A 12,115-nucleotide genomic window follows, 5' to 3' on the forward strand; every position below is an offset into this window, starting at 1 on the left:
TCGGCTGGGAATCTGTCGCGGCAGATTCCCAGCCGGAGTTAACGGAGCCGCGCGAAGAGACTGTCTACAGAAATCCGTGGTTATCGGTGGCAGTGCGGATCAGGGGGAGGCTCACCACCTGAACCGCCCCTTCGCCGAGGGCGCGGCCGAACCCCCACGGGTCGTCAGAGGGCGCCCCGCCAGTGGCTGCACCCGACGAGCCTGAACTGCAGCTGATCTTGTTGACCTTGGCGGTGGCATAGCGCAGCGAAGGCCGATCTCGTCGACCTCCATTTCGATGACGGTGCGCTTCTCGCCTTCCTTCGTCGCGAACGAGCGCTGCTGAGCCGTCCCCAGACCACAACCCGCATTCCGCGAGTCAGCGTTACCCGGATCTGCGGAGAGGTGTCTTTGACGTCTACAACGTCCGACGCCCAGGATCTGCTCGTGCGATGTGGACGCTCCGGTGAAAGTATCCACGAATGATTAGGAAACAGCCCGCAGATACTCGCGGTATTTCGCGACCGTGATGTTCTCTCGGCCAACCCGCGAAGCCAACACGGCTAGGTCCTGTTTGCGGGCTTGGGCCCTCAGCCGCCGCGCATACTCATGCATGCCGGGTTCGCCGTTACGTGCGGCCGCGATAGCCCTCACGGCCAGAGCGCGCAGGGTGGCGGAGGACTTCATTCTTCCTCCTCGTCTTCGTGCTCCAGCGCGTCCTGGCTAATGCTGATGTCGGGTGTGTCGGTGACCACGACGTCTGTGTCGCTGCTATTCACCTCCAGCGCGGCCCGGACCCAATGGGCAGCGGTGTACGGGTCTTCCGTATCCGTGATCTTCACCGGCACGGTGATGGTCGCCGTACCGATGAAACACGGGTGGTACTCGGGTAGCCCGAGGTCGGAGAGGACTTCATTCGTACCCTCACTGCACCACTGGCCGTCCTTGTTGTGTTTGATCGCGTACGCGCGAACCTGCCGACGGAAGTTCTCATGCGTGCGCGCCAGTTCGACGAACTCGTCCGACCTGGCGCGCAGGGATTCCTGGCCTGTGGCGACAGCCTCACGCAGCTGGGTTAACTCCTGGTCGCGCTGGTCCGCCGCTTGGTTCATCGCGTTGATTTGGTCGTTCGAGGCCGCGAGTTCCGATCGCAGGTTCACGAGCGACTCCTCGCGAACCTGAACCGCTTCCTGCAAGGCCTCGCGCGAAGCGTTGGTCAAGTGCGCGGGCAATTCGATCGTGGTCATGGCGTACCTCCTGATTGTCCGGTTACTGTGGTTTGGCCACGAAAAAGCCGAGAACGCGCAGCTGGCTTGTATGCGCGCATTCGGCCCGTCTCAGTCGGTCTTGCTTACCCAGCAGGTAGGCCGGGCATCACCGCCCCTATCCACCGGCTGGAAACCGCCAGCGTCGGGGAATAGCCAGCGGCCATGGAGCTGCGGGGCGCTCGGCCGCCACGGATGGCACGCGGCCGAGGTCGGGCGGAGCCAGTGCCGAATGATGCGCTGGCGTGCTCCACTCGGTGAGGTGGGAATCGGTGGGGATCAGAACGGCGGCTCGTCGGCGAAACCACCGCCGTCCCCCGGCGGGCACGGCCGTGCCCCACGGCTCGTTCACAGGCGCACCAGCGCCGCTGGCGCCGCCCGAGGAGCTGGAGCTGCGGCTGACCTTGTTCACCCTGGCGGTGGCACAGCGCAGCGATGGACCGATCTCATCGACCTCGAGGTCAATGACGGTCCGCTTCTCGTCTTCCTCTCGAACGACCGCTGCTTCAGCCGGCCCTGCACCACGACGTGCGCGCCGCGGGTGAGCGCTATGTGCATCTAGGCGAAGGCTGTCCTTGATGCCCACGTCGCAGGCCTCGGGTGAGGGTTCCGCACGTCCGAAGCTGCCTTGGATCCCTCGAAATTGCGTCCTAATAGGACGATCGGAAGTCAACGAGGATTCGCCGGGCTGACCAAGGTGGCCGCGTTGGTGCTACGTTACTCAACGTAGCCATAGGATGGCCAGACATCTCTCGGGCAGGTGGCCGCCGATGGGAAATTTGAAAAGGCCACCAACAGAAACCGCTCGTGACCAAAGCTAACACCGGCGGAGTGGAAACCTCTACGAAGTCGGCGGGCTGTAAGTCACCGGTTCAATGCAAATGCGCCGACCGCTCCCGCCGTCAGCGGACGTGCGCGTCGCGGCAGCTGGTGACGGCGTGCAGCTGCCCCTCGAACTGGACACGGACGCCGCGTCGGCCCGGCACGCCGTAGTAGCGGCAGACATAGGCGGCACTCACTGGTCCTCGTCGAGGTTGGCCACGTACACCTTGCTCGGGGGGATGTGGTCCAGCAGCCGCTCCATGTAGGGCGGAATGGCGCGGCGTCGCTGCTCGGGCAGCGGTCGCACGGCCAACTCGCTGACGCCGAGCCGGGCCTTCTGCTCGTCGGCCCAGTTGTCCATCGCGGCCTCGTCGCCCTGGAAGTCCGGCACAGCCGGGACGTCGCGCAGTGGTGGGTGCTGCTCGATCAGCCACTCCGCGCAGGGCTCGACCACGCCGAGCGCGTGGGTCGGCGCCGGGATCGGCACGCCGGAGAGGTATTCGAGGATGTCGCGGTACGGCCGGGCCGTGATAGGCAGGTGGTGCGTGATCGCCAGGATGGTATAGAGGTCGAATTCTTTGGCCTGGTCAGGCATGACGATTCGTCCTTTGTGATAGATGCAGCGCGCTGCTTGTGCTAGCTGATTGGGTGGCTCAGAGCCCGATTAGGAGCGACCTGCCTCGGCCTTACTCCTCGCCGGGCGACGCGACGGCTGAGGCCGTCGACGACCTGCCCTGCTAATGCCCAACCCGCAGCGCCGCCGGACTGGCCGAAATGCGTCAAATTCAGTACTGCAGATCGGGATCGGCGAGAACCGCGTTATTGATGCACCTCGGCCGGTTCGGAACAGCGATTCGTCGACATGGGTGGGCGCGAGGCGCTGCGGCACTCGCGCCCACCGGGTATCTCGCACAGGGGACCATGCGCGGTGCTAGACGCTGGCCTCGATCACGTCATCCGAGTCGACGCCAAAGCTGTCGGCGACATCGGCGTGCGTCTCCGGCGCATCCGTGCCGACCGCATCCTGTTCGTGGCTACCGACTCGCGGTGGGTCGATGCTAGCGTCTTGTCCAAGCTGTGTGGCCGCGGCATCCTCGGCGCTCTCGGGGGTGAGTACTTTGAGTTCGGTGTCGGAGGCGGGGTAACCCCATCCGATGATGGTCGATATGTATTCCTGGTCCGTTCCTCGCGGGTGCCGCCAGGCGTCTCGGGGCAGGTTTTCCTCATCGCACACAGGGTAAGGAATACGTCGTACACGGTGGCTTTCGGTGCCGATGCTTTGGCGATCTTGTCGAGCAGTGGGCTCGGCTGGTCGTGACCGGGTTCGAGCAGCTTGAGCAGTGTGTGCCCCAGCTTGTGGCCGCGCTCCATCGCGCGGCGTAGCTCCCGCGGGCCGCTGGCCTTCTGCAGGGCGAGCCACGCATGCGCCCCGCGAGGTGCTTGTTTGCGGTTGGCGAACTCCGCCAGCCATTCCTGCCGTGGTACGACCGCGGCGTCCCAGTTCTTGTTGTTCTCGCGTACCCACCGATTCGTGATGCGGCGATCTCACGGGCTCGTTCCTCGGCTGCCGCGGCGTCTGCCGGGTCGGCGGGCATCGTGTCGTCGACCAGTCCGGTCCTGGCCCTGTCGGCGTTTCCGAAGTCCACCTGGCCTTCGTGGACATGGATCAGAGCGTGGCCGTGCGCCCGGAAGTCGCGGCACCCGTAGATCGCGACCACGATCGGGTTCTCGTTGTCGTCGTGTGCCGGCTCGAGCCACGCCGCGTGGCCGGGGCACGACGCGTGAGCCTCGATGGTGAGTTCGCTGTAGAGTTCGCTGTCGGGAGCGGGCCGGAGCCGATTAAGCGTGCGCGCGTCGCCGGACCATCGGGATACAGTGGAATCGAGAACTGGCACACCGGCGTCGGTGAGTTCGGCGGTCAGCGTCTCGGTCAGCTGCTGTGTCGTTTCCCGCTCGGTGCGGTCGTTGCGCTTGCGCTGCGCCAGCGCCTTGAAGTTGTTCGGGTGCTCGACGGCGGTCGTGATGAGCTCCTTCGCGGCATCGACGTCACCGTAGCCTTCGAACTCGGCCACCACCGCAGCTTGTTCGAGGTCCAAATCGTACCGATCGGCGGCTTTGGCCGCGAGTTCGCTATCGCCGACGGTGACCACTTTCTGAATGTGCCCGACCGGGCGGCTGAACTTGCGGGCGATCCCGACCGAGGTGAGGTCGAACGCCCGCAGCTGGGCCACGGCCATGTATTCGTCCCCACGGGTGAGTCCGCGACGCAGGGTGTTCTCGTTGACCTGCGCCACGACCCGCTCGATCGTGGCTTTGCGCTCATCCGCGACGGGCGGGGCCTGCATCCAGACCGGCAGTGGGCAGCCGGCTTCCCGGGCGTTGAGGACACGACGCTGCCCGCGACTGATGACCACAACGCCCACATCGTTGCGGTACCCGTTTACCGGCTGATCGACACCGCGCTGACGCATATCGCGGATCGTGTCGGCATCGGTGGTGGCGTTTTCCTGACGCACGTTGACATCGATCTCGACGTCGTGAGGGTCGACGAAGATGATCGTGTCGTACTCGGCTTCCCTGGCAACCGCGTCCTCGGGCCGGTAGGGGGACTCGGTAGGTTCGGTCGTCCCGGCCGTGTCCGAGTCGACCAGCGGTGATCGCTGGCCGTCGCTCCCGACGGTGATATCCGTGGTGGTCACAGAAACACTCCTTGAGAAAGGTTGATGTGCTGGTGAATGTGCGGCCGGCGTCTACGGTTCGCGCGCTGTCGCGCAGTCCGGCCACAGGCGAAGGGCCGGTGTCCCCCGATGGGGTCGCCCGCTTCCATTGACGGTGCCCGAGCGCAGTGGTCTCGCACTCCACGCCAACGGGTGGTGCGGGTGGCTCACTCGGCGAGCCGCGACGCCCGACAGGTAATTCCGTCAGCGCCAGGGGGCATCGGTCAGGTGATGAAGGATGTCCTCAACGCTGGTGACCAACAGGGCACGGTGATCCTGAATCAGGCGATGGCATCCCCCGGACTGCGGCGAGGTGATCGGCCCCGGGACCGCGAAAACAGGGCGGCCCAGCTGCTCTGCGTGTCCGGCGGTGTTCAGCGACCCGCTGCGCAGACCGGCTTCGACGACGACCACTCCGCTGGTAAACATTGCCAGCAGCCGGTTGCGTGCCAGGAAGCGTGGGCCGGCTGGTGGTGTGCCGGGCGGATACTCGCTCACGAGCAGGCCGTTGCCGGTAGTACGCTCGAGTAACGCCGTATGGCCCCTCGGATATGCCGTGTCCACACCGCACGCGAGCACGGCCACAGTCGGGGCTTTGCCAGCCGAGAGCGTTCCGCGATGGACGGCACCATCGATGCCGTACGCGGCGCCGCTCCAGACCGGAATATCCCGCCGCGCCAGCGTGTAGGCGACATCGGCTGCGACGTTCTCACCGTAGGCGGTCGATGCGCGAGCGCCCACGACGGCCAATGACCGGCCCGCGACCTCGGCCAGCCGTGCAGAACCGCGAACCCACAGCGCCAACGGCATGGCGGGGACATTCACCGACGCAGTATCACCGATGTTCGTGGGCCAATCATTGTCCTCGGGGGTGAGTAGCCGGAGATCACCATTGCCTGCTCTGGACAGATCACGCTTGGCAAGATCCCAGTGGTCGCCAGCCCGACGTTCGTTCACAACCTCCTCCGGTGCGTGTCCGTTGTGGACGGTGCGTGCTGCTTCGAGGGGTCCCACATCGTCGACGAACCGCGCCGTATGCCAGGCGGGTGGTTCGACGGCGCGTGCGAGAAATGCGCGGGCGAGGCGGACATCGTTGATCAGGGTCATGACGTACTCCTTGCGACAGGAATGGAAGGTGCAAATGACGCTACGGGCCGGGGAGGGATCAGGGCGTCGGTCGCGATCGCGCACTGCTGGGATGTGTTGGCATCAGCGGGAACCGCGCGTGGGTGATCACCGCTACGGCGTCGGCGGGCCGGCCGCGGAAGATGCCAACGTGGTAGGCGATCGCGACCGCGTGGGCACGGTTACGCGCATTGAGCTTGCGATAAATATTCTTGAGATGGCTGCGAATGGTCTCGACCGAACGGTCGGTGGTTGCGGCAATCTCCTGATTTTCGTTGCCCCGCGCCGCAAACTCCAGGACCGTGAGCTCGACGTCGGTGAGTGGATTGCGGCGTTCCGCCATGTCGTGTTCTCCCAACAAGAATGAGGACCCGGAAAGGGCAGCGACAGGCAGGCGTGCCTGCCCCCGTGTCGGGTCGCTGAACGGGGGTGCGAAGGGGCGCCTGCGGCCTGTTCGCCGACGCCGACGCATCGCGCGTCAAGGTGTTGGTAAGTGCGGGTCGCGGCGGCGAGCGCCGTCGCATCGAGGGCCCCGGGCCCGTCAACGGCTAGTCAGGCCCGCGCGGTGTTGACGCTCGTATGCAGCAGGCCGTCCACCGCGAGGTCAACGCCACAACGGTCCCCTAGCCGCAACGATTCGTCGCTGCAGGGTGTAATCCCAGGCGAATGAGAAGCCCTGGCCGGGGTACTGGGGGCGCGGTTGTACCCCGGCCAGGGTGAGCGGGCAGCGCAGCAGGACTGCGCGCCTCAGCTCGGCCAGAACGTCGCGGAGTGTGTGCTCCCGCCTGGCATCGCCGTATCCACCTCGGTGGTTAGGCCATCGGCACGGCGGCCAACCTCATGCCAAGGGCCCTCGACCGCCGCCCACCGCGGCGAGGGGCGTGGCGTCAACGGGCAGACGCGTCCCCTGCGGATTTAGCCAACAAGGCGCGTGCGTCGCGTGCCGCTGTGGTAAATGCAACACTGAGGTTCTGGGCATCCGCTCCGACTCTGCTGGCCCGCACGAGCAGGCGGGTGAGCAGATCATGTGTTGCAACAGCGAGGTCACCAGCGGCGTTCGCCACGGCGCCGTCTCCGCGCAGCAAGGCGTGCGCGACGATGAGGCCGGCGAGCCGCTCCGCGAACACCGGTGGCGCCAGCTTCCACAAGGCAAGCCAGAGGGCTTCCGCGGCGCGTGCCAGCTCATCGTTCGGCGGTGCGAGCATGGCGGCGCGCACGGGCAGGCTGGCGCACGCCCCGATCAGATCGGCAATAGTGTGGTCATCCACGGGAAGTCGGCCGCTCCGGGCCTGCGCGATCGCATGATCGAGTCGCCTGACACGGGCCAGCAGCGCGGCGCGATTGTCCTCGGCTTCCTCCGTCCTCACCGCCCTGGCGGCCGCCAGGACTAAGGGTGCGACCCGAGCGCGGTCTGCCAACGAGGCCGGGGTGAACTGAGCGAGGAACTCGCGGTGGCTGCCGAAGATCACCTGCCCCTGCGCAGCGGCAGCGGACGCACAGATCGACGCGCGCGGATCAGAGAGCGTACCGGACCAGCCGGGATCGTCATAGCAGAACCAACGAGCCCCTGCCGAGAATCGCGAGAGGTGGAGAAGGTCCACAGCGCCGAACCCGTGATCGTTCAGCCAGAGGGAGATAGGCGCCACGGCTTCGGGCGACGGTGGGTCGCCCTCGGGGCCGGTCGATCCGGCAACGACGACGATCAGACGGTGGATCGGCGTATCGCCCACACGCGCCGTCATCAACGTGAGTGCACGTGCCGGATCGGCGAGGACATCACGAAGGTCCATCCGCGCAATGCCATCGAGCGTGTAGCCCTCACGGTCAGGAGTCCCCAGGGAGACCAGAAGGAGCGAGTCCTCCGGCGGGAAGCCCACCAGAGCCGGAACCCCGGCCAAGAGGCCGTCAACAGACAAAGTAACCACGTGTACATCCTTGGGTCTAAAAGAAATAGGCGAATAACAACGCACTCACAGGAGAGGAATCGATCACAGCGTCCGCACGACGCGTCAGCTCGAGCGCGAGAAATAATGACGGTCAATTCCGGCGTGCGGCGCCCCAGCATCGGATTCACCAGTCGTTTGACGTGTGGTGCAAGTTTCCATCGGCGACTGGTTCGCGAAGCAGACCGAAACGCATCCAGCCGCTGTAACCGCACCCGTATAACCGATTCTCGCAGGTGATGACATCACCTGGTTGCAGCGACTGGCTGCGTCGCCGACGGTAGTCCACGGCGACGTCGTAGAGTTCCGCACCAACGGATCGTCGACGGTGACGTTCAACAACTCACACGGTGACTTGGGATCGGCTTAGCAGGACATTCGACGAGAACATGTTTCGCCGTGTAGCCAGATAGCCGATCACCATTGATGTTGTGGAAGCCGCGGGATTGTCATGACATACTCGCCTCTCGTCGGGACGGATGGTGGACGATGACAAATGAATCCGTTCGGGAGGAAGCAATATTGGTTCCGCGTGACACGTAATCGCCGGCCCGCTCGGGTTGATCGCCCGACGCCCTGGTGGTCACGCGGTTCCGCCGTGTCGAGCGAGCCAGGCGCGTCATTTGGCTCGAACCCATCGGGCACGGCCACACGGGTGTCCTGGCTCATCGGGTGGCTAGGCGGTCGTCCCAGCAACACGGCCCTACCCAGTTGCTCTGGTAACGCATCGCGGTTTCGATAGCGACGTGATCGCGGCAGATCCAGCAGCACACCACGGAAACATCGGCGTAACCAGGCAGCAGCCCCGATGTAGCGGGCCGCGCACATGTGCCGGCGGACGCCCCGGTACCGGCTGTGGTGTTGACAACCTGGGCCACGACTGCGGTGTAGAGCGGCGTGGCCTCGAGCTCGCGCGGGGTGCGTGGATCGTTCGACGGGTCGCCGTGACACTCCTGCTCGAGCCAGCGGACCGCGTGGTCCCGAGCCTCGGTTGCCGACGTGGCGTCGATCGTGAAGAGCACTGGGCTGTAGGAGCCTGAGCAGGCGATCGTCTTGCCGCACGCGATCTCGCCGAGCTGCACCGTAGCAATGAGAGGCTCGTAGTGCGGACCAGGGCCACGCACTGCGGCGACGGTGTAGGGCCGCAAACCACGGCGCAACCGCGCACGAATCTCAGCCTCGCTCTCGCGCGGATTAACCCCGGCTTTCCTGAACCACGCGTCAAGGAGGTCCCTCATGTCCGTGTGGGTCTGGCTAGCGTGGGAAAGCAGCGCGGCAAGCTGGATTATCAGGTCGCCTTCATGACTATCCGGGTTGATCCACGTGTGATGCCGCGACGCACCGTACCGTGTGCCCGAATAGCAGGAGCAATCCGAACTACACGCCCCACCGATATCGGTGCCACAAACACGACGCATGTCGATTAGCGTTCCGCTAATAGTTTCAGTATGACCCCAATCGTTGGACATTCATTCCTCCTTGATAACAAGCGCAGCACGCTTCTTCAGGTCATGACGCCGACCGACCGGGCCACATTGCATTCGGTCGCATCGAGGTCGCAAATCACGGCAGACCCAGTAATAAATGGGGTTCTGAGCGTGCCGTTGTGGCCACTCGAACGGTCTTTCGCGCCCGCGGACAGCCACCGGGGGGGAGAGCCGGACGGATGCTGTCGCTATCGTGCCGCACCTGAGGAATGTTTCGTGTTGCCCTGACTCAACTGGAAAATCGCATTCCCGGGTAAGGCGCTCGTCAAAGCGTATGACGGTCATTTCTCGGTGGATTTGCCGAAGCGCACGCTCTCATAATCCGTCGACCGCGCGGTCGCCGATGAAATTCGGCCGGGCACTTCCACCTCAATCACGGCGACGATCACGAACTTTCGCGTGATCTTTGTTGGGGGCGCCGAGCGGGCTCTATCGTCGGGCGATGAGCCGATGGGTGGGGTACATCCGTGGTGGTCGACCGCGCGGGTACCGGTCGCGGCCGGCGCAGAGACGTTGCCGCGCGAAACCGCACCCACAGGTTATCGGCTTTGGCGGTGTTGTCGACCTGGTCTTTCAGGTCGTTGGTGGTCCCGTGCTCTGCCACTTGGAGCACACGAATCGCGTGCTCGCGTACCGCGCGCCGCCAGGCGGCGCGGAGCACGATTCCCTTGAGGTGCGCGCAATGTTGCTGGGGCGCCGGTCCGGCCGCGCCGTACGCATCGATAATCCATTTGCCGACGCGTTGGAGCCGAAATTCCTGCGGGCGTTCGGCGACCTCCGTGGCGGCATCGAAGAGGATCGTCGGAGCGGGATTGTGGCCAGCGGCGACGGCCTGAATAGCCAGCCGCAATACGAACTCGGCGACGGGATCCGCCAGGTCACTGGGACGCAGACCAGCCAACGCCGTGCGGGCCCGGTCCGGATCGAGCCACATGAGATGACCAAGGAATTGACGTTCGGCGCTCAAAACAGCCCGGTCGGGGCTGACTCCACCAGTCACAACGGTCTACTCCTTTCCGCCCGGGCCACACCTCGGCAGTGGCGGTTAATGGTACGGCTCCGGTTCCGACTCGAACGCCTTCCCGGGTCGCCGTCCTCCAACTGGAACCCGGCGGCGCGCAGCTTCGCCAGAAGGTTGGCCACAGCCGCCTCCTCGATGTCGGCCAACACCAACTCGACGACCGCTATGCGAGCGCTCCACAGCTTGTCGCTCATGGGTCAGCACTCGGTCCGGTACTCTGGGGCCAGGCGGGCGAACTGCACCGCCGTGTCGTGGGGCACGGGAGCTTCGAACGCGACGTCGTCTGTGCGCACAACAACGTCGTTCCCGTACCCGATATGCAGCTTATCCGGTGCATGCTCGAGCACCCGGCCGCCGAGCACGATCTGCAGGTCCGCGAGCATCGCGTCTCGCTTCGCGTGGTACGTGTCCGCCTCCGCCTTCTTCACCCTGGCCTTCGCCAGGGTGTCGCGGTAGCCGGGCAGTAGCGACGTGTGATCTCGTTGGTCATCTGGGTGGCGACCGGGTGGCCGCCACGGTGATCTTGTTTTCTGCCGTGCCGCGGTGCGACCGTTGCCACGCAACTCGGGCGGCAGGATTCCATTAATCGCGATACGCCCCCGACGGACGCTGTTCCAGCCGTTGGTACGGACGTGTAACCACTCGCCGTTGGGCGCGCGCAAGCGGCCGTCGCGCGAGTCGCGCTCGTCGGCTGTCCAATCGCGATCGAGGCTGGCGGTGGGCTTATGAACGAGGTCGTTCATCTGGTCAGCGTTCATCGTGATCCTTCCCGGCTCGGCGTGGTGGTTGATGCTCCGGCCGCCGACCAGGGCGGTGGATCACGTCGTCAGTGCTGTCGGCCGGTTCCCGACCCGGCCGTGAGCAGCGCGTCGCGTACGGACTCTCATAGCTATCTGTGAACCACGTTTCCTGAACCGGGCCCTCGCGCACCGCCGGTGAACACCATCATCCGCGCGATGAACGCCGCCGCAGCAAGGATTGCGGCGAGTCGGCTGTGCACGATCACTCGCCACGCTTCACCACTGCGAGCATCCTCTCGGCGAATGCGACCAGCTCCGTGATGGAACCCTCAACGGCGAGCGCTCCGCCACCGTCGCCGCCGAGCAGGAGCACCGGCGACGTGGTGGCCTCCTGGGCTTCCAGGTCTCGGGTAGCCTGCTCGGCGCTCATCAGCTCTATTCCACAGCTGCGAGCGGCATCCCATTCGATGTGCAAAGACATAGCGCCGCCCTTCCTGGTATTCGTGAATGGTGAAATTGCGCGCCCAGGCACGGGATTCGAATCGGCCGTGCGACGATCTGGCCGCTGGCGGTGCCTTGGTGGGTCACAGGACTACTGCCCTGCAATCGAGGGTGTCCCCGAGCAGCGTGTATCTGATGCTCCGAACGAAAACCGTTACCCCCCAACGTGTTCCGACGAAGGCGAGCGAATCGTCGCCGTCGGCGGGTGGTCACGAGGAGGAGTGGGGCAGTCGCTCCTGACCGGACGAGCTATAGCTCTCCCCTGTCCCGTGGCTACGACGGATCAAGCGGATTCCACGCGCTGCCCAGACGTCGCGCTCCGCCACGGGTCTCATGGTGCGGAGACCTCGGCGCGACGCCCCTGAACTACAGCGGCTCGTGCCGCCCGGCATCCATGGCCACGGTGATAGCGACAGGATCAGCCAGCCAGTCCCGCGACATCGTCAACGACCGGGCCTCGGCCTTCCCTACATCAGGTCGAGCACGCTCCTGGGCGGGCGGCCACCCAGACGCGG

General features: G+C 65.2%; 11 protein-coding genes and 2 pseudogenes. All 13 read right to left on the reverse strand.

The window, feature by feature from the left end; genetic code table 11:
• Positions 1-64: 64 nt before the first annotated feature.
• Positions 65-365, reverse strand: a pseudogene (locus tag LOZ83_RS01630) (hypothetical protein); the annotation flags it as partial.
• Between the two features lie 297 nt (positions 366-662).
• Entirely contained in the window at positions 663-1,226 is a 564-nt protein-coding gene (locus LOZ83_RS01635; protein ID WP_236788089.1) for a hypothetical protein, read from the reverse strand.
• Positions 1,227-1,523: 297 nt separating this feature from the next.
• Positions 1,524-1,793 (reverse strand): annotated as a pseudogene (locus LOZ83_RS01640) (single-stranded DNA-binding protein); the annotation flags it as partial.
• Positions 1,794-2,259: 466 nt separating this feature from the next.
• The gene (locus tag LOZ83_RS01645) at positions 2,260-2,661 is read right to left on the reverse strand and encodes a hypothetical protein (protein WP_236788091.1); all 402 of its coding nucleotides are present in this window, start codon (positions 2,659-2,661) and stop codon (positions 2,260-2,262) included.
• Between the two features lie 336 nt (positions 2,662-2,997).
• Positions 2,998-3,300, reverse strand: coding sequence for a hypothetical protein (locus LOZ83_RS01650; protein ID WP_236788093.1), 303 nt, complete (start codon positions 3,298-3,300; stop codon positions 2,998-3,000).
• A complete protein-coding gene (locus LOZ83_RS01655) occupies positions 3,290-4,765 on the reverse strand; it encodes a hypothetical protein (protein WP_236788105.1) in 1,476 nt (491 codons plus the stop codon). The genes LOZ83_RS01650 and LOZ83_RS01655 overlap by 11 nt, the downstream gene beginning before the upstream one ends.
• 222 nt (positions 4,766-4,987) lie before the next feature.
• On the reverse strand, positions 4,988-5,890 hold the full coding sequence (gene dprA, locus LOZ83_RS01660; protein WP_236788107.1) for a DNA-processing protein DprA: 903 nt from the start codon (positions 5,888-5,890) through the stop codon (positions 4,988-4,990).
• Between the two features lie 58 nt (positions 5,891-5,948).
• Positions 5,949-6,251, reverse strand: coding sequence for a helix-turn-helix transcriptional regulator (locus LOZ83_RS01665; RefSeq protein WP_236788109.1), 303 nt, complete (start codon positions 6,249-6,251; stop codon positions 5,949-5,951).
• Positions 6,252-6,795: 544 nt separating this feature from the next.
• A complete protein-coding gene (locus LOZ83_RS01670) occupies positions 6,796-7,833 on the reverse strand; it encodes a DUF4192 domain-containing protein (protein ID WP_236788111.1) in 1,038 nt (345 codons plus the stop codon).
• A gap of 683 nt (positions 7,834-8,516) precedes the next feature.
• Positions 8,517-9,320: a hypothetical protein gene (locus LOZ83_RS01675; protein WP_236788112.1), complete on the reverse strand. Its 804-nt coding sequence runs from the start codon at positions 9,318-9,320 to the stop codon at positions 8,517-8,519.
• A gap of 403 nt (positions 9,321-9,723) precedes the next feature.
• Entirely contained in the window at positions 9,724-10,338 is a 615-nt protein-coding gene (locus tag LOZ83_RS01680; protein ID WP_236788114.1) for a hypothetical protein, read from the reverse strand.
• 218 nt (positions 10,339-10,556) lie between these two features.
• Positions 10,557-11,117: a hypothetical protein gene (locus LOZ83_RS01685; RefSeq protein WP_236788116.1), complete on the reverse strand. Its 561-nt coding sequence runs from the start codon at positions 11,115-11,117 to the stop codon at positions 10,557-10,559.
• 244 nt (positions 11,118-11,361) lie between these two features.
• Positions 11,362-11,580 carry a hypothetical protein gene (locus LOZ83_RS01690; RefSeq protein ID WP_236788118.1) on the reverse strand — a complete coding sequence of 73 codons (219 nt, stop codon included), beginning with the start codon at positions 11,578-11,580 and terminating at the stop codon, positions 11,362-11,364.
• Positions 11,581-12,115: the final 535 nt, after the last annotated feature.

Origin of the sequence: Amycolatopsis sp. GM8, assembly GCF_021653975.1 — a bacterium.
Classification (GTDB): domain Bacteria; phylum Actinomycetota; class Actinomycetes; order Mycobacteriales; family Pseudonocardiaceae; genus Amycolatopsis_E.

Coding starts and splice junctions, on each gene's coding strand:
- LOZ83_RS01645 (WP_236788091.1), bottom strand. CDS start 2,661: ATGCCTGACCAGGCCAAAGAATTCGACCTCTATACCATCCTGGCGATC.
- dprA (WP_236788107.1), bottom strand. CDS start 5,890: ATGACCCTGATCAACGATGTCCGCCTCGCCCGCGCATTTCTCGCACGC.
- LOZ83_RS01665 (WP_236788109.1), bottom strand. CDS start 6,251: ATGGCGGAACGCCGCAATCCACTCACCGACGTCGAGCTCACGGTCCTG.
- LOZ83_RS01675 (WP_236788112.1), bottom strand. CDS start 9,320: ATGTCCAACGATTGGGGTCATACTGAAACTATTAGCGGAACGCTAATC.
- LOZ83_RS01685 (WP_236788116.1), bottom strand. CDS start 11,117: ATGAACGCTGACCAGATGAACGACCTCGTTCATAAGCCCACCGCCAGC.
- LOZ83_RS01690 (WP_236788118.1), bottom strand. CDS start 11,580: ATGTCTTTGCACATCGAATGGGATGCCGCTCGCAGCTGTGGAATAGAG.
- LOZ83_RS01635 (WP_236788089.1), bottom strand. CDS start 1,226: ATGACCACGATCGAATTGCCCGCGCACTTGACCAACGCTTCGCGCGAG.